Source organism: Allosphingosinicella vermicomposti (genome assembly GCF_003012815.1).
In the GTDB taxonomy this organism is placed as follows: Bacteria; Pseudomonadota; Alphaproteobacteria; order Sphingomonadales; family Sphingomonadaceae; genus Allosphingosinicella; species Allosphingosinicella vermicomposti.
Genome location: NZ_PXYJ01000001.1, coordinates 668,870 through 685,420 on the forward strand (window position 1 = coordinate 668,870; position 16,551 = coordinate 685,420).

Sequence of the window (16,551 nt, forward strand, 5' to 3'; positions counted from 1 at the left end):
GAACCTCACAAGCGATGCCTATGAGGTTTAACAAAAAACGCCTCCCTTGTCAAGGGCCTTGCGCTTAGCGTCATCCTCGTCCAGTCTACTCTCGCCTCACAACGGCTTAGTCACCGGCGTGGGGTGTGCATTCGCGCACTGAACACGGGTCCGCTCATGTCGGGCGGCCCGCCAAATACAATACCCTTCGGGGCAATAAGCGGGGCGTGCTTACCGTGTTCGCGCGTGACTAACCGTCCCGGCACCAGCCGGGCGAACGCGGGAATATGTCTATGAAAATAATGAAGCGGGTTTTCGCCGGTGCCCTCCTATTAGGCAGCGGGATCGCCCTCGCGCAAACTGTTGAAGGCATGGCTGCCTCAGCCAAGAAGGTGTTAGCAGCCCGTTTGGTGGAGCCATCCAGCCTCCAGCTTCGGAATATCCATACCAAGCAGGTAGCGGTCGGCGGTTCCTTGCAGATGATCTTGTGCGGGGAATACAACGCCAAAAACCGCATGGGCGGCTACAATGGGTTCAAGGCTTTCGCGTATGATCCGACTACTTACAAAAGCTGTCGTGACGCTTTCGATGGGCGGCCGAAAGGATCTCGAAATAGGCTACTATAGCGAGGATGGGAGTGGCGACTTCGATAGTAGCGACGACCCTGCGGCTGTACTGAAAGCCGGCGTTTCATCGGAGCGTCTGAATGCAATCTCAGATCGCGCTTTCAAAGCTGCCTCAGAAACGGTGGCTCACTGCGCTGCGGCCTAATCTGCCTCTATAACGCATTGGACGCGCGATGTGGCAATCAGCACACCAGCGAGAACTCCATCGCCGTCCGGCTGCGTCAGCCGCCCTTCTACGAACCGTTGGCACGACATCATCTGGCTCAGGTCGTTGATCGACGTTGCGGCGACCTCAACTTCTACAGGTTGATTGGAGCCGATAAGGTGGAAACGAAAGGTTGCCATCACGCGGCCCTTCGCCTCTGCCAATACCCACTCCACTTTCGGGACACGGGATGATGCGTCGCGGCGAAGAGTAGAGCGTCGAAGTTCTCCTTGTTATCGTATCGACGCCGGTCTTCGCGCCAAGACATTTCGTTTGCGTATTCGGCTATGTGGGGACCGGCGATGTGATGATAGGTTCCCATCTCGGCACGCCGCAGGCGAGCGAAGTAAGATTCAGCCCAGTTGGTACATTTATCACCATCCGAATAGAGCTCGCTGTGATTGACCTTATGTAAATCATAGCGTGATGCCAGACGGTTCCAGTGTGTCGCATCGTCCGTGTAGACTGCGCTCCCTCGTTCGATAACTTCATACGCTATTCGTGCAGCATCACTTTCCGACATGATGAAGGGCCGGCTGCGTCCGTGCCGCTCCCTCATGATCACTACGCATTGTCGCTTGCCTGTTCGATGGGGAAGACGCCGGCGATCGACCCGACTGGGGCGATTGTTTTTAGGTCGGGCATGACCTCCAAAATACCCCCGTCGATCTCCACCTTTCCGCGAAGAGGGTTCTCCTGCTGAACCGATAGCACTTCGCGGAGCTTGTGTAGGCGGACGAAGGCGGTCTTGTAACTGACCTCAAGCTCGTGGCTGAGGCGGATGGCACTGATGCCCTTTAGCGCATTGATGAAGTGGGCGACTAAGAGGAGCAGATCGCGGAAGGGGAGCTTACGGCTCGCGAAGTTGGTGCGTGATGTAGCTGAAAATTGTCGGCGGCAGGCGGCGGCGGCACACTTCCACTTCTTGCGGGTAGTGATTGCGTAAACCTCCCGATGGCCGCACCACGGGCAGAACGGCGCTCCACCGTTTTCGGAAAAGCGAATGGCTACGAACTCGGCAAATGCCTCCTCGTCAGACAAGCGATGGATGCGCTTAGTACTAAGCGCCCTCGCTTCGGCCGAGAGTAGGAAATGCTGCGACTTTGCCTCCATTGCATGAGTTGCAGCGGAGTAAAGATGCAGATTATCTAACTAAATCAACACTTTTATTTTCGGACATAGGTTTTGGCAGATATGCAAAATCCGTATGGTTAACGCTCCAGTGTTTCTGGACATACCTTTTTAGACATGGATGATATTTAGCGAATCACCCGCCATTCTTTGGCGAAACTGCCGCGTGATTCGACCAGATCACCTTCATGTGATTTGAAATATCCACCTACGGAATTGGTGAGTTTTCTACGCGCAACGAGGTCTTCCGGATCGTGCCCGATCTGGTCGAGCATGATAGAAGCAATTTCAAGAGGCCGATCCAGCCACCATTTTCGCGAAGAACGGTTAATGCCCGAAGGCCAATCTCACCAGACTTGAAAAGACCTCTCCACTTCCTTGGCGGACGGGGCTTAAGGTAAGTTGGTTGCTGCCAATCAGGGTAATCGCGCTTGATCAGCTTCTTGGCGCACGCCACGAGGTCTTCAAGCTCTCGGACTTGATGGTAGAGCGTCGGCAGGCGATCCGCTGCCGTCTGAATGCTCCGCAATTCCTTGCGAGTAGCGTCAAGCTCTCCCTGCAAAACGCAGAGTTTCTCCTCTAGCCCCTTTCTAAGGTTCGAATTCCCCATACCCGCTACATAGGGCGTCAGGTGGCATCATGCTTGGTGCTGTTGCGCCATAATACCGCATTTTCCCACCAGCTTGAAAAATCATCGTTGCGGCAGCGCGTAGGCGATGACTGCGTCGCCTACGGGCGTTTCCATGAAGTGATGGCCGCCCGCCATGATGACCACATATTGGCGTCCGCCTGCCTCATAGGTGACCGGGGTTGCCTGGCCGCCTGCAGGGAGCACGTCTTGCCACAGGGTCTTGCCGGTATTGACGTCGATCGCGCGGATGAGATTGTCGGTGGTGGCGGCGATGAACATGAGACCGCCTGCCGTCACGACGCCGCCGCCATTGTTCGGCGTGCCGATGTCGAAGGGAATACCGGTCGGGATGTTGAACGGGCCGTTGCGACGGGCCGAGCCGAACGGGCGATCCCAGATGGTCTTGCCGGTCATCATATCGATTGCCCGGATGCCGCCATAAGGCGGCTCCTTGCAGAGGAGGTTGGTGAAGGGCAGCCGCCAGCCCGCATTGACGTCGATCGCATAGGGCGTTCCGGCCTGGGGATCGCCTTTGCCTTCCGGCTTTCCAGTCAGCGAACCGCCACGCGCCGCAATTTGGGCACGCGTTTCCCAACCCTTCGCATCGGCCTCCGCCCGCGGGACGAGCCGGTTGTAGTTCGGCATGTCGTTATAATTGGCGATGATGACGCCGCGCTGCGGATCGATCGCGATACCGCCCCAATCCGAACCGCCATTATAGCCTGGATATTGGATCCAGCGGCGGTCCGCGGTCGGCGGCGTGTAGAAGCCGTCATAATGGGCACGGCGGAACTGGATGCGGCAGATCATCTGGTCGATCGGCGACATGCCCCACATGTCGCGTTCCTGAAGATCCGCCTTACGCAGCGTATGGTACAGGGATACTGGCTGCGTCGGCGAACGCTGCGCAGGCTCCACCCCGCCGCCCGGCACCGTCATATTCGCGACGGGCGTCAGCGGGCGTCCGGTGCGCCGGTCCAGAATATAGATGTCGCCCTGCTTGCTCGGCAGGATAAGCGCGGGCACGGCGCCATTGCCGGCGGGGAGATCGACGAGCGTGGCTTGCGAGCCGAGGTCATAATCCCAAACATCGTTGCGGACGGTCTGGAAGGACCAGGCGGGCCGCCCGGTCGCAACGTCGATCGCGACGAGCGATGTCGAGAAGCGCTTTTCCTGTGGGCTGCGTGTGCCGCTCCAATAATCGACGGCGCTGTTGCCCATGGGCAGGTAGACGAGGCCGAGCGCTTCGTCGCCCGACGCGGTCGTCCACATATTGGGCGTGCCGCGTGCATATTCCTGGCCTTCGGGCGGCATGCCTGTCCATTGCGGATTGACCATGTCCCAGGCCCAGCGGAGCGCGCCCGTCGTTACGTCATAGCCGCGGATGACGCCGGACGGTGCGTTGCGCTGCTGACCGTCGAGTACCTGATGGCCGACGACGATCACGCCGCGCACGATCGTGGGCGCGGAGGTGACCGAAACCATGCCGGGGTCGACCTGGCCGAGGCCCACCTTCAGATCGACCTGTCCATTCGTGCCGAAATCCCGGCAGGGCTGCCCGGTTGCGGCATCGACGGCGATGAGGCGCGCATCGAGCGTCCCTTCGATGATCCGGGTGCGGCAGGCCGTGGTGGTTGGAGACGGAGAAGCCAGCGGCGGCGCCGGTCGCGGTGCGGTTGCCGGAGCGGCGGTCGCGCTCGCATCGTGATACGCGACGCCCCGGCAGGCGGCGGTATAGGGAATCCAGGCGTCGGGCACGCCCGGATCGAAGCGCCATTTTTGCTGGCCGCTCGCCGCATCCAAAGCGATCAGTATGTTCTTGGCCGAACAGAGATAGACGGTGTCGCCAATCTTCAGCGGCGTGGTTTCCGCGCCATATTTATTGTTCTTCATGTCGGTGGGAAGGTCGCCGGTATGATAAACCCAGGCGCGCTCCAGCCGTGCAACATTGCCCGGCGTGATTTGGGCGAGCGTCGAGTAACGCTGGGCGCCATAGGTGCCGCCATAAGCGGTCCAGTCGCTTCCCGACGCCTGTGTTGCCACGCTCAAGGGAACCACGCCGCGCGCGGGAGGTATGCCGCCGATCACCGCGTCGGGCGCCATGCGCCCGGCTATCACGCCGCCGCCGATCAATATGACCAGTGCGGCGAGGAAGGCGGCGCCTGCGCCCTTCCAGTTGACCCGCGCGCTGAGCAGGGGTGTGACCAGAATAACGAGCAAGAGAAGGACCGCCGGGCCGACTACGCGCGGCACGAGCGCCCAGGGGTTCGTCCCGCTTTCCCAAAATGCCCAGATGACGGTCGCGATGAATATCACGCCGTAGAGCAAGGCGCCTGCCAGCCGCCGTGTCATGATGAGCCAGCCCGACAGGACGAGCCCCGCGCCCGCCGCCGCATAATAAGGCGAACCGCCGAGCGCGAGGAGCCAGATGCCGCCGATCAGCAAGACCGCGCCGAGGAGGGCGAGCAGGATGCCGACGGCCGTCGCGGCCCAGGATCGGCGGCGAATAAGGGGCGGGGCGGTCGATGCCATCATGCTCTCCATCTCGCGGATGCGAACGGAACCAGCCGCCGGGCGGTTGGTTCCGGTTCGTAACCGTTCCAATCCGCAAGGCGCCAATGATCGAGCCTTTCTTCCCCTATTGCGGACCTGCGCCTTTGCCTTCCGAGCTTCTGTCGCGCTGGAATTTCGACCCTTTTTTGATGGGTGGATTTGGGTTGGCGGTCTTGGGCTATGCCCGATTCCGATATGCAGTCGATAGACAAGGTCTCTGCTTTGCGGCGGCGATCTTTCTGTGCGTCCTGCTCTTCATCTCTCCGCTCTGTGCGCTGAGTTCGGCATTGTTTTCAGCCCGGGTCGCGCATCACATTCTGCTGTCGGCGGCGGTTGCGCCGTTGCTCGCCTTCGCCTGGCCCGCGCCGACGGGGTATAGCCGGATCGCAGCGTGGACCATCGCTCAGGCCGTGTTGTTCTGGGCGTGGCACGCACCGCCGCTTTATGCCTGGGCGCTGTCCAGCGATCTTGCCTATTGGCTGATGCAGGCGTCGATCCTGTTGCCGTCGATCTTCTTCTGGCGGGCATTGCGGGCGGCATCCGGCCCGGCGGGCGTGGTGGCGCTTTTGGCGACGATGGTGCTGATGGGATTGCTCGGCGCGCTCATCACGTTCAGCGGAAATCCGCTTTATGCGCCTCATGCGCTGACCACACTGCCATGGGGCTATACGCAGATGGACGACCAGCAGCTTGCCGGGCTCATTATGTGGGCGCCGTCCGCCGGCTTCTATCTTGGCGCGGCGTTGCTGCTGCTTGGCCGTTGGTTGTCGCGCGAAGAGGCGGCGCGCGCATGATTGGGGCGCGGCTCCGCGAATGGGCGCGGCGGCATAGCGACAAGGGGCGCTATACGCCGGTCGGGATCATCTTCCACTGGGTGATGGCGGCGCTCGTCATCCTGCAGCTCGCGCTCGGCTGGTACACGACGCGCATGTATGCGGGCGGCGATCGGCTGACCGCTTATCAATGGCATAGCGACCTTGGCCTTCTCATCCTCTTCCTCGCCTTCTTGCGCTTTGCATGGCGGATGATGGTGCCGGGGCCGATCAACGACGCGGATAAAGGCGGGTGGCAGACCAATATCGCTTATGCGACGCATGTGGTCTTCTATCTCTGCTTCTTCGGCCTGCCGATTACGGGATGGATGATGTGGTCGGCTCTCGGCGACGGGAGGCCACTTTATGTCGCGGGATTGGTGCCGTGGCCGCAAATGCCGTTCGGTGGGCTTGACCCGCAATGGCAATGGGCGATCCTCGATTGGGCGGAGGATCTGCACCAGATGTTCATCCTCATCCTCATCATCCTCATTCCGCTCCACGTGGGCGCGGCGCTGAAACATCATTGGTGGGATCGGGACGACGTTCTGGAAGGGATGCTTCCGGACGTGAAGGACGCGGACGATCACCGGGAAGGCTTGACGCATAAGCCGAAACGGCCTCGATCTCCGCGGGTGACAGGCGCTGGCTGATAACGAGCATGAGGTTGCCCGGATCGCCGCGCCTTTCCCCTTGTCGCCACTGGCGCAGCTGATCGGCGAGGTAGGATGCGGGCTGTCCGGCGAGCGGCGGATTGCCTTCGCCTTGTCCTTCGCCATTCGCGCCGTGACAAGCGGCGCAGGCGGTGAGTCCGCGCGACGAATCCCCTTCGATATAAAGACGCGATGGCGCGGTTGCCTTCTGCTGGATCGCAGGCGCGGGGAGGGCGGCATAATAAGCGGCGACATCCTGCCGCTGCTGCTGGGAGAGGCGGCGCGCGAGGTGTTGCATGTCCGGATTGCGGCGTAGGCCCGCTGCGTAAAATTCCATCTGGCGGGACAGGTAACCAGCCCCAAACCCTGCAATGCGCGGCACGCCCGCGCCATTGCCTTCGCCTTTCAGGCCGTGGCAGGCGATGCACGCATTTTGCGGGCCCGCATCGCCGCCGGACAAGGCAATGAGCTCGCCACTCGCCGAATAGGGATCGTGCGCGCGGGTTTCGGGCGGATTACAGGCCGCTGCCCCGAACGCGGCGCTGGCGAGGATCAAAGCGCGCACCGGCCAAGGTTTCAAGCTTTTGAGCACGAGCGAGGAACCTCCGCGCCGCCCCAACGGTTCCGGGGGTGTAACTGAATGCGGGCTGCCGTGGCGAAGCGAATGATTTCCATGACGATCTGCTCTCTTGCCTTGGCCGCGTGCAAGGCTCCGCCCGAAGAGCGGCATCAGATGCCCGGAGCGGACCCGATGCGCGGAAAGGCCGTGATCGAGAAAGCGGCCTGTGCGGCCTGCCACGCCATCCCCGGCATCAAGTGGCCTCAAGGCGAACTTGGCCCCTCGCTCGACGGCTTTGCCGATCAGGGGATGATCGCGGGCCGCTTCTCCAACCGTCCGGATCTGCTGGTCCGCTACATTCGCAACGCGCCGTCCATGACGCCCGGCACCGCCATGCCCGCCATGCCGATCAGCGAGGGCGAAGCGCGCGATGCAGCCGCTTATCTTTACACGCTTCATGACCGTTGAAGGCCTAGCCGGATGGCCGCCGCCGGTGTTCGACCCGGCGGGCCCTTTCGCGGGATCGATCACGACGCTCGCCTGGGTGCTGACGGGCATGGCGGTCGCGGTGCTCGCCATTGTCCTACTCGCCATCTGGACGGCGCTGAAAGGGCGCCCCGCGCTGCGCAAGCGGCTGGGCGGCGAGCGGATGATCTGGATCGGCGGCGTCGCCTTCCCCGTCGTGGTGCTCACCCTCCTCCTCATCTGGGGGCTTAGTCTTACCAGCGGCATATCGAAGCCGATCGCGGGCACGGACATGCGGATCCGCGTCAGCGGGGAAATGTGGTGGTGGCGGGTGTCCTATCTCGACGGGCAGGGGCGCGAAATCCTGCGCGACGCCAACGAAATCCACATACCCGCCGGGCAGACCGTCGCGCTGGAACTGACATCGGCGGACGTCATCCACAGCTTTTGGGTGCCGCGCCTGTCGGGCAAGCTCGACATGATCCCCGGCCGCACCAATGTGATGCGCATCCAGGCCGACAAACCGGGCGTCTATGGCGGGCAATGCGCCGAATATTGCGGCGGGCCCCACGCTTTGATGGGCTTCGTCGTCGTCGCTCATACGCCGGAGGATTTCGGGCGGTGGATGGCGTCCCGGCAAGCGCCGCCACCGGCACCCGCAACCAACGAAGCGCGGCGCGGCGCGGCTCTGTTCGCGTCGGCGGGATGTGCGGCCTGTCACGCGGTGGCCGGAACGTCCGCCAACGGCCTTGCGGGGCCGGACCTCTCTTATGTTGGCGCACGCCGCACTTTGGGCGCTGGCATCCTACCCAATAATCGCGGCGCGATGATCGGATGGATCGGCAATAGCCAGGCGATCAAGCCCGCCAACCGTATGCCCGCCTACACCATGCTCCCGGCCGAGGATTTGAAGGCCATCGCCGTCTATCTCGAGGGGCTGAAGTGACGTCGGAAACCGGCTTCGACCCGAAGCTCTACGATCGTTTCCCGACGTCCGGCGCCCGCCCGCGCGGCGAGTTGGAGGAATTGGAGCGCATCTGGTGCGCGCCCAAGGGCTGGCAATATCTGACCGTCGTCAACAACAATTATGTCGGCATTTATTATGTCGGCGCGGCCTTTCTGTTCTTCCTGCTCGCCGGAATCCTCGCCCTCGTCATGCGGGTGCAACTCGCCGCGCCGCTGATGGGCGTGCTGCCGCAGGAAACCTACAATCAGTTCTTCACCATGCACGGCACGGTGATGATGTTCCTCTTCGCCGTGCCGATGGTGGAGGCGCTGGGCATCATGCTGCTGCCGCAAATGCTGTCGGCCCGCGATCTGCCTTTTCCCCGCCTCTCGGCCTACGCCTTCTGGGCGTATCTGGTCGGCGGGCTCGCATTCTTCTCCTCGCTTTTCGTCGGCCTCGCGCCCAATGGCGGCTGGTTCATGTATCCGCCGCTCACCAGCACGGCCTATTCGCCGGGGATCAACACCGATTTCTGGCTGCTCGGCATCGGCTTCATCGAGATTTCCGCCATTGCCGGGGCGATCGAGATCGTGGTGGGCGTGCTGCGCACCCGGGCGCCGGGCATGACGCTGGACAAGATGCCGATCTTCGCCTGGGCGATGCTCGTCTTCGCGATCATGATCATCATCGCCTTTCCGGCGGTGATCCTCGGCACATTGCTGCTGGAGTTTGAGCGGGCGTTCAACTGGCCGTTTTTCGATCCGACGCGGGGCGGCGATCCGCTCTTGTGGCAGCACCTCTTCTGGTTCTTCGGCCACCCGGAAGTCTACATCATCTTCCTGCCCGCAGCAGGTCTTGTCTCGATGATGGTCGCGATGGTCGCGCGCACCGATCTCGTCGGCTACCGCCTTGTCGTCCTCGCTTTGCTGGCTACCGGTTTCATCAGCTTCGGCGTCTGGGCCCATCATATGTTCACGACCGGGATGCCGACCCTTTCCGTCGGCTTCTTTTCGGCGGCGAGCATGGCGGTGAGCGTTCCGGCGGGCATCCAGGTTTTTGCCTGGATCGCGACGCTGGCAGTTGGAAAGGTGCGCTACAATACGCTCGCTTTATTCATCATCGGCACGCTTATCATCTTCACGATGGGCGGCCTGACCGGCGTGATGGTCGCGCTCGTGCCCTTCGATTGGCAGGCGCATGACAGTTATTTCATCGTCGCCCACCTTCACTACGTGCTGATCGGCGGAATGGTCTTCCCGATGTTCGCGGCTTTTTATCATTGGGCGCCGATGGTGAGCCGCCGCGCGCTGTCCGAACGGCTCGGCAAATGGGTGTTCGGCCTGATGTTCGCAGGTATGCACATCGCCTTTCTGCCCATGCATCTGACCGGCATGATGGGGATGCCGCGCCGGGTTTATACCTATTTGCCGGATCGCGGCTGGGATCTGCCGAACCTTATCTCGACCGTCGGCGCTTTCGTGCTCGCGGCGGGTATCGCTCTGTTCGTGATCGACCTCATACGCAACGTCCGCCTCGCGCCGGGCGGCGGCAATGCGGGCAATATCTATGGCGCCGGCACGCTCGAATGGCTGCCGACCGAGCTTTATTCGACGCGTTCCATTCCAGTCGTGAAGAGCCGCCAGCCTTTGTGGGACGATCCCGATCTTTCGAAAGATGTGGAGGAGGGTCGCTATTTCTTGCCCGGCAGCGTGACGGGCAATCGCGAGACGATCGTCACCAGCCCGCTTATGGCCGAGCCGCAATATCTGCAGATCATGCCGGGGCCGTCCGTCTGGCCGCTTTTGTCGGCGGTGTTCACGGCGGGCTTCTTCCTGCTGCTGACCGTCCAGGCTTATGGGGCGGGGCTGGTGAGCGGCGTATTGGCGATCCTCGCGGTGCTGCGCTGGATGTGGGAAACCGACCGGCCGGTGAAGCAGCCGTTCGTCGATATTGGAGCCGGCATCAACGTGCCGACCTATGTCACCGGCACCAGCACCCATGGCTGGTGGGCGATGGTGGTGCTGATGATCGTCATCGGCATGATCTTCTTGATGACGGTCTTCTCCTACCTCTATCTTTACGGGCGGAGCACGCGGTTCTGGATCGATCCGCCGGACGCCGTCTCCCTCGCGCTGATCGTGGGTGGCGCGGCTCTGTCAGCGCTCCTCGCCGCTGGATCGCGGCGGGCGTTGCTGAAGGGCGATGGCCGCAAGCGCCTTGCCATCTGGCTACTTATCCTCGCCTCGATCGTCATCAGCGCCGTCACATTCATCGATTATCGCAGCTGGCTGGCAGCGGGTCTCGATCCCGAAGCGAGCGGGCAGGGGGCGGTGATCCACGCCTTTATCGGCCTGCAGGCCTGCCTCAGCGGGATCGCGCTGCTGATGGCGGCGTTCGTCGCGGCGCGGGGCGCCCGGAACTTCATTCCCGTACCGCGCAGCAATGTGATCGATCTGCCCGCGATCTTCATTATCTTCACCGCCGCATTGGGTGCCGCCGGTCCCGGCTTGGTCCGGCTGTTTCCCGGAACGCTGTGATGCGCAGCTGGATCATCCTGCTCGGCGGCCTGGCGCTTTGGGCGGTACACTTCTTTGGCCTCTATTTTACGGGCAGCATCTTTCTGTCTTCGGGAACGGCGCGGTCGATTGCGGGATTGTTCACCCTGGCCTGCGCAGCCGCGACGCTTCTCCTCATGGCGTGGATCAACAGGCAAAGCGAAGCCGTTCTTGCAGGCTGGGTCAGCCCAGCCGGGCGCGCCGGAGCGGTCCTCGCGCTCATCGCCATCATCTGGCAGGGGCTGCCGGTTCTTTTCTAACGCGGTCCGCTCTGTCATAGGGCGCGGCGTATAGGAAAAGAGGGAAGACATGACCGAGATCGAATGGTGGGAATTCGAGAAGGCGAACGAGCTGGCCGAACAGGCCGCCGGCGACATCGCCTTCGTGATCGAAAGCGCGACCGAGGCTCATGGCGGCGCGCGGCTTGCGGTGCCCGGCGGCTCCACGCCCGACGCAATCTACAAGGCGTTGCTTGAAAAGAATATCGACTGGGAAAAGGTGACCCTGATCCCCACCGACGATCGCCTTGTCGGCCTCGACGATCCGTCCAGCAATTATGCCAAGCTCGAAAACTTTTTCGGCGCAAAGGGCGCGAACATCATCTCGCTGGTCGATGAAACGGCGCTGGGCGATTATCGGCAGGCCGGACAGCTGGGCGATGCGCGCCTCGCCATCGTCGATTGGCCGCTCGACCTCGTCTGCCTCGGCATGGGCGCGGACGGGCATACCGCATCGATCTTCCCCGGCCCCGACATGGATCGCGCACTCACCGGCCCGCGCGAACGCCGCGCCGTTGGCGTGCGCCCTGATCCGATGCCGGATAATGCGCCTTATGATCGCGTCACGCTGACCGCGGCAGCGCTCACGTCGGCGCGCACGATGATGGTCGTCATCACGGGTGATGAGAAGAAAGAGGTGCTGGAAAAGGCGATCGAAGACGGCCCGCTGTCGTCCAAGCCGATCGGCCGCCTGCTCGCCGAACTCGACACGCCCGTCGATATCTTCTGGGCGGCGGAGTAGTCCCTCACGCCTATCACGTCATACCGGCGAAAGCCGGTATCTCGGGGCGAGAGGGCGCGGTCTGGTCCCGAGACCCCGGCTTTCGCCGGGGTGACGGGTACTAGAGGAGCTCGTTGAGCCTCAATTCCCGAAACAGCGCCTCGCGCGCTTGCTCCATCTGCCGCCAAAGCGCAGGATCGCGCAGATCCTCCGGCGCGATCTGCTCCGGCCAGTGGGAGGCGATGACGCCCGCGACGCGATCGAGCTTGGCTTCGTCCATCATGAACCGCTGATCCACCGAGGACGGATCAGCGACGACGCGCAAGCGCAGGCAAGCCGGGCCACCGCCATTCGACATGGATTGGCGCACGTCGACGATGAGCAATTGCCGGATCGGGCCATTGCCCGCGACCATGTCCTGCAGCCAGCTCCAGACCGCGGGCGTCTCCCGCGCTTCTTCCGGCAGGATCAGGGCCATTCCGCCTTCGGGCAGCGAAACCAGTTGCGCGTTGAAAAGATAGCTCGCCACCGCATCGGCGAGGCTCACCGCGCTCGCCGGAACTTCGACAATCTCCACCTCGGGCATCAGGCGGCGGAGGTCGGCGTAAAGCGCACCCTTGTCCGCAAAGGCCAGTTCGTGCGCGAACAGCACATTCTCGTTCGCCACCGCGACAACGTCATTGTGGAAAGCGCCCGCCGCGATCGCCTCTTCCGACTGGGCGGCGAACAACGTGCGATCGGCATCGAGGCCGTGGAGGCGGGCGATGGCACGGCTCGCCTCGACATGCTGGCGGGCGGGAAAGGCGCCGCCGCGTTCGCCATAGACGAAGACTTCGACGCCGGGCGCGCCATGGCTTGCGCACAGGCGCATATGGTTGGCCGCCCCTTCATCGCCAAAGGTGCCGGGCACCGGCGCATGGACGGCAAACGCGCTCTCATCCGCAAAGGCGAGACGCAACTGGGCAAGCGTGTCCGGCCATTCGTGGCTGCGGTGCGGCATCGTCCGCAGGTTGGCGACGGTCAGATGGCATCGCCCGTCCGCCGTGTCCGGCGCGGGCGACACGGTGGCGGCATTGGCGGCCCACATGGCCGACGCTGAAAAGGCCGCGGGACGGATGCTGTCCGGCGCGTTCTCCACATCAGTGCCGAGCGCGGCCAGCCAGCCGCGATTGGGGCGGGGCAGGGGCATAAAGGCGCCTTGCGCAAGGCCGAGGCGCAGATTGTGCCGCATCTTTTCGACGCCCTGCAGCGCGGCGGCACGCGGCTGCGACACCAAACGGGCGTTGCGCGCAGAGGCAAGGTTGCCCTGGCTCAGCCCGGCATAATTGTGGCTTGGCCCGATAATGCCGTCGAAATTGATCTCGCGCAGCGTCATGGCATCAGCGCCCGATTGCGAGGAAGGGGGCGCCTGGTTTGATTTCAAGCAGTTCGGCCGCTTTCGGATCCAGCATGGCCGTGCCGTCGCGGGTGCTGACATAGCCATAGCAGGCGCGGAACTTGCCGAGCCGCCCGGTCGAGATCATGCGCTGTTCGCCGTCCCAATCCTCGCTCGTGCCGGCAAAGACATACTCCGCGGCGTCGCGCACCGTCCGCACCTTGTCGACCTGCGCGATCATCGTCGGGCCACCGTCGAAAATGTCGATATAGGATTCAAAGGCGAAGCCCTCGCGCTCCAGCATCTTCATCGCGGCGCGGCCTGACGGGTGGGGGAGGCCCATGACGCCGCGCGCGCTTTCGGGCAGCATGGCGGTATAGACCGGCGTCTTGGGCATCAGGTCCGCGATGAACTGCGTGCCGTGCGTGCCGTTGAATTCGTCGGCTTCCTGGAATCCCATGCCGAAGAAGCGGCCCGCAATCGCATCCCAGAAAGCCGATCCGCCCGCTTCGTCGATCACACCGCGAAGCTCGGCGATCAGCCGGTTGCCGAAACGCTGCCGGTGCTGACGAATGAACAAATAGCGGCTCCGCGCAAGGAGGAGGCCAAGGCCGCCTGCCCGTTCGCCGGGATGGAGGAACAGTCCGCCCACCTCGGACGAACCCTCCATGTCTGTCACAAGGGTCAGCATCTCGGCGCGGAAGGTGCGGCCGAGTTCCTTCGACGTCTGGGTCAGCGTGCTGATGCGGTAACTGTAGAAAGGCTGCTGCGTGCCCACCATGCCGAACATCTGGCAGGTGCCGCGAATCTGCCCGGTTTCGGCATTTTCCAGCACCATCATGAAGCAGTCGTTCGTCTGTAATTCTTCGGTCCGCGCAAAGGCCTCTTCGGACCGGATGATCTTTTCGACCAAAGCGCCGCGATCGGGCGGCAGGTTGGTAAACCCCCCTCCGGTCAGCTTGGCCATTTCATAAATGGCTTTGAAATCTTCATTGGTGACGGGACGAATGCGAAAGCTCACGCAAGGGCTCCGGTAACGAGGCGCAGGATAGAAAGGGCGGACAGCTGGGCGCGCTCGGCCAGGCTGTCCACGATCAGATATTCCTGATCGGAATGAATGGCGCCGCCGCGCACGCCCATCGTGTCAACGACGGGGACGCCGCAGGCCGCGATATTATTGCCGTCGCACACGCCTCCGGACGGCTGCCAACGAATATCCTGGCCAAGGTCGAGGCCGCAGCGGCGGACAAGGCCGAACAGTTTCTCGGCTTCGGGATCGAGCGGCTTGGGCGGGCGCCCGAAACCGCCATGAACATGGATCGTCACGTCATGTTCGGCCGCGACCATCGCAACCGCTGCATCGAGCTGGGCGCGGGCGCGGTCCTGATCCTCGGTCGTGAAAGGGCGCATGTTGACGCGCAAAATAGCGTGGTCGGGCACGACATTGTTGGGGCTTCCCCCCTCGATCCGTGCCGGGTTGACGGACAGGCGCGGCCCCTTGGCCTTGGCAAGGCGCAGGGCGAGGTCGGCGGCGGCGACGACGGCGTTGCGGCCATCCTCCGGATTGCGTCCGGCATGGGCGCTCTTGCCCTTGATCAGGATCGAGAAATTGCCGCTGCCCGGACGCGCTCCCGCGAGCGTGCCGTCGGGGAGGGCGGCGGGTTCATAGGTGAAGGCAGCGTTCTTCCCCCGCGCGGCCTGCGCAAGCAGCGCGGCGGAGCCCGGCGAGCCGACTTCTTCGTCGCTGTTGAGCACGATTTCGTAGCCAAAGGCCTTGGCCTCCGGTGCGGCCTCCAGCGCTTTCAGCGCCGCAAGCATGACCGCGATCCCGCCCTTCATGTCGGCAACGCCGGGGCCGCCAAGCACGCCGTCCTCGCGCCACGTCAAATCCTGGAACGGGTGATCGATGCCGAACACGGTGTCCATATGGCCGGTGAAGAGCAATTGCACCGGCGCGCTGGGGCGCACCTTCAAATGCAGATTTTGCCCATAATGAAGCGCGTTCAGCGACCCGTCCGATGCCATCGCGTCAACCGGTGCCGGGTCGCGGAGATGAAGTTCACCCGGCAGCACCGAAAATTCGTCGGCCAATACCGCCGCCATCGTCGCGAGGCCGAGCATGTTCGACGACCCGCTATTGATCGCGGCCCACCGCTCCACCTTGTCGAGCATAGGGTCCGCCCCGGCGCGCTCCACAGCCGCCGCTTCATGTCGGGAAAGCCTCTCCATGTGGGGGTGTGTAGCTGGGGTTTGCGCTGAATGCCAACGCATGGCGGCATATCGTCATGCTGAACTTGTTTCAGCATCCATGTCGATGACAATTTGGCAGCTTGAATCATGGACCCTGAAACAAGTTCAGGGTGACGTTAGAGCGAGATCAAAGCCACCCCCGAAATGCCGCCAGCACATCCTCGTACAATTTCCTCTTGAACGGGACGATCATCGCCGGAAGCTCCTCCGGATCGGCCCATTTCCATGCGCGGAATTCCGGTTCCGCGGTTTCCAGATCGACGTCCTCGTCGCGTCCCAGGAAGCGGCACAGGAACCAGGCCTGACGCTGTCCGCGCCACTTGCCGCCCCACATTTTGCCGATCAGGTCGTCCGGCAGGTCGTAGAGCAATTCCCCCGGGGCCCGCGCGATCACTTCGACGAGTTCAGGCGCAATGCCGGTTTCCTCTTCCAGTTCGCGCAGGGCGCCGGCCTTGGCATCCTCGCCATCGTCGAGCCCACCCTGCGGCATCTGCCAGGCTTCGAGCGTGCTATCCAAACGCTGGGCCACGAACACCTGTCCGTCGCGATTGAGGAGCATCACGCCAGCGGCGGGGCGGTAGGGGAGGTCGATCACGAACGGCCTTTCTGAAAAATGGCTTGTACGCGCCCCGATTATCGCGGCCTCCTCCACCCCGCTAGTCCTGAGCTTGTCGAAGGACGGAACGAGATGACACGTCCTTCGACAGGCTCAGGACTAGCGGCGGCGGGATGACAGAGATCGTAATGCCATCTTGAGCGTTGAAGCATGGACGCTTGAAGCGTAGGGGAACGCGCAAGACTATTCGAAGGAT

General features: G+C 62.8%; 15 protein-coding genes and 2 pseudogenes. 8 read left to right on the top strand and 9 right to left on the bottom strand.

All coding sequences use genetic code 11. The annotated features are described in order from the left end of the window. Positions 1 to 272 precede the first annotated feature (272 nt). On the top strand, positions 273 to 605 hold the full coding sequence (locus C7I56_RS03265) for a hypothetical protein (protein ID WP_106639078.1): 333 nt from the start codon (positions 273 to 275) through the stop codon (positions 603 to 605). A 141-nt stretch (positions 606 to 746) separates the two neighbouring features. Here C7I56_RS03265 and C7I56_RS03270 read toward each other — a convergent pair whose 3' ends face one another. The 4 genes and pseudogenes from C7I56_RS03270 to C7I56_RS03280 form a co-directional block, all read right to left on the bottom strand. Beyond that, entirely contained in the window at positions 747 to 974 is a 228-nt protein-coding gene (locus tag C7I56_RS03270) for a hypothetical protein (RefSeq protein WP_199792342.1), read from the bottom strand. After that, positions 950 to 1,923 (bottom strand): annotated as a pseudogene (locus C7I56_RS03275) (IS1595 family transposase). Before C7I56_RS03275 ends, C7I56_RS03270 begins: the two are co-directional and overlap by 25 nt. Before the next feature lie 146 nt (positions 1,924 to 2,069). Then, positions 2,070 to 2,216: a hypothetical protein gene (locus C7I56_RS12245; protein ID WP_158702981.1), complete on the bottom strand. Its 147-nt coding sequence runs from the start codon at positions 2,214 to 2,216 to the stop codon at positions 2,070 to 2,072. 416 nt (positions 2,217 to 2,632) lie between these two features. Next, positions 2,633 to 5,107: a membrane-bound PQQ-dependent dehydrogenase, glucose/quinate/shikimate family gene (locus tag C7I56_RS03280; protein ID WP_245409575.1), complete on the bottom strand. Its 2,475-nt coding sequence runs from the start codon at positions 5,105 to 5,107 to the stop codon at positions 2,633 to 2,635. Positions 5,108 to 5,190: 83 nt separating this feature from the next. Here C7I56_RS03280 and C7I56_RS03285 point away from each other — a divergent pair, with 83 nt between their 5' ends. Together C7I56_RS03285 and C7I56_RS03290 are read left to right on the top strand one after the other, a co-directional pair. After that, a complete protein-coding gene (locus C7I56_RS03285; RefSeq protein ID WP_106639080.1) occupies positions 5,191 to 5,919 on the top strand; it encodes a cytochrome c oxidase assembly protein in 729 nt (242 codons plus the stop codon). Next, positions 5,916 to 6,590, top strand: a complete 675-nt coding sequence (locus C7I56_RS03290) for a cytochrome b (protein WP_106639081.1) — start codon at positions 5,916 to 5,918, stop codon at positions 6,588 to 6,590. Before C7I56_RS03285 ends, C7I56_RS03290 begins: the two co-directional genes overlap by 4 nt. A gap of 1 nt (position 6,591) precedes the next feature. Here C7I56_RS03290 and C7I56_RS03295 read toward each other — a convergent pair. Continuing rightward, positions 6,592 to 7,320, bottom strand: a pseudogene (locus C7I56_RS03295) (c-type cytochrome); the annotation flags it as partial. Between the two features lie 3 nt (positions 7,321 to 7,323). Between C7I56_RS03295 and C7I56_RS03300 the strand changes: the two are divergent. The 5 genes from C7I56_RS03300 to pgl are packed head-to-tail and all read left to right on the top strand — an operon-like array spanning position 7,324 to position 12,135. Next, complete coding sequence (locus tag C7I56_RS03300; RefSeq protein ID WP_106639083.1) at positions 7,324 to 7,617, top strand: c-type cytochrome; 294 nt, start codon at positions 7,324 to 7,326, stop codon at positions 7,615 to 7,617. Further along, on the top strand, positions 7,607 to 8,560 hold the full coding sequence (gene coxB, locus C7I56_RS03305; protein WP_106639084.1) for a cytochrome c oxidase subunit II: 954 nt from the start codon (positions 7,607 to 7,609) through the stop codon (positions 8,558 to 8,560). Before C7I56_RS03300 ends, coxB begins: the two co-directional genes overlap by 11 nt. Beyond that, positions 8,557 to 11,097 (top strand): cbb3-type cytochrome c oxidase subunit I, encoded by a 2,541-nt coding sequence (locus C7I56_RS03310; protein WP_106639085.1) that lies wholly within the window; start codon positions 8,557 to 8,559, stop codon positions 11,095 to 11,097. The genes coxB and C7I56_RS03310 overlap by 4 nt, the downstream gene beginning before the upstream one ends. Continuing rightward, entirely contained in the window at positions 11,097 to 11,375 is a 279-nt protein-coding gene (locus C7I56_RS03315) for a hypothetical protein (RefSeq protein ID WP_106639086.1), read from the top strand. Before C7I56_RS03310 ends, C7I56_RS03315 begins: the two co-directional genes overlap by 1 nt. Before the next feature lie 49 nt (positions 11,376 to 11,424). Then, positions 11,425 to 12,135, top strand: a complete 711-nt coding sequence (gene pgl, locus C7I56_RS03320; RefSeq protein ID WP_106639087.1) for a 6-phosphogluconolactonase — start codon at positions 11,425 to 11,427, stop codon at positions 12,133 to 12,135. A 100-nt stretch (positions 12,136 to 12,235) separates the two neighbouring features. Here pgl and C7I56_RS03325 read toward each other — a convergent pair whose 3' ends face one another. The 4 genes from C7I56_RS03325 to C7I56_RS03340 all read right to left on the bottom strand — a co-directional run bounded on the left by C7I56_RS03325 (position 12,236) and on the right by C7I56_RS03340 (position 16,334). Further along, positions 12,236 to 13,489, bottom strand: coding sequence for an N-succinylarginine dihydrolase (locus C7I56_RS03325; RefSeq protein WP_106639088.1), 1,254 nt, complete (start codon positions 13,487 to 13,489; stop codon positions 12,236 to 12,238). A 4-nt stretch (positions 13,490 to 13,493) separates the two neighbouring features. Beyond that, positions 13,494 to 14,510, bottom strand: a complete 1,017-nt coding sequence (locus C7I56_RS03330) for an arginine N-succinyltransferase (protein ID WP_106639089.1) — start codon at positions 14,508 to 14,510, stop codon at positions 13,494 to 13,496. Next, complete coding sequence (locus tag C7I56_RS03335; RefSeq protein ID WP_106639090.1) at positions 14,507 to 15,718, bottom strand: hydrolase; 1,212 nt, start codon at positions 15,716 to 15,718, stop codon at positions 14,507 to 14,509. Before C7I56_RS03335 ends, C7I56_RS03330 begins: the two co-directional genes overlap by 4 nt. Before the next feature lie 148 nt (positions 15,719 to 15,866). Further along, a complete protein-coding gene (locus tag C7I56_RS03340) occupies positions 15,867 to 16,334 on the bottom strand; it encodes an RNA pyrophosphohydrolase (RefSeq protein WP_106639091.1) in 468 nt (155 codons plus the stop codon). Between the last annotated feature and the right edge of the window lie 217 nt (positions 16,335 to 16,551).

Coding starts and splice junctions, on each gene's coding strand:
- C7I56_RS03290 (WP_106639081.1), top strand. CDS start 5,916: ATGATTGGGGCGCGGCTCCGCGAATGGGCGCGGCGGCATAGCGACAAG.
- C7I56_RS03280 (WP_245409575.1), bottom strand. CDS start 5,107: ATGATGGCATCGACCGCCCCGCCCCTTATTCGCCGCCGATCCTGGGCC.
- C7I56_RS03265 (WP_106639078.1), top strand. CDS start 273: ATGAAAATAATGAAGCGGGTTTTCGCCGGTGCCCTCCTATTAGGCAGC.
- C7I56_RS03285 (WP_106639080.1), top strand. CDS start 5,191: ATGATCGAGCCTTTCTTCCCCTATTGCGGACCTGCGCCTTTGCCTTCC.
- C7I56_RS03300 (WP_106639083.1), top strand. CDS start 7,324: ATGCCCGGAGCGGACCCGATGCGCGGAAAGGCCGTGATCGAGAAAGCG.
- C7I56_RS03325 (WP_106639088.1), bottom strand. CDS start 13,489: ATGACGCTGCGCGAGATCAATTTCGACGGCATTATCGGGCCAAGCCAC.
- C7I56_RS12245 (WP_158702981.1), bottom strand. CDS start 2,216: ATGCTCGACCAGATCGGGCACGATCCGGAAGACCTCGTTGCGCGTAGA.
- C7I56_RS03335 (WP_106639090.1), bottom strand. CDS start 15,718: ATGGAGAGGCTTTCCCGACATGAAGCGGCGGCTGTGGAGCGCGCCGGG.
- C7I56_RS03315 (WP_106639086.1), top strand. CDS start 11,097: ATGCGCAGCTGGATCATCCTGCTCGGCGGCCTGGCGCTTTGGGCGGTA.
- coxB (WP_106639084.1), top strand. CDS start 7,607: ATGACCGTTGAAGGCCTAGCCGGATGGCCGCCGCCGGTGTTCGACCCG.
- pgl (WP_106639087.1), top strand. CDS start 11,425: ATGACCGAGATCGAATGGTGGGAATTCGAGAAGGCGAACGAGCTGGCC.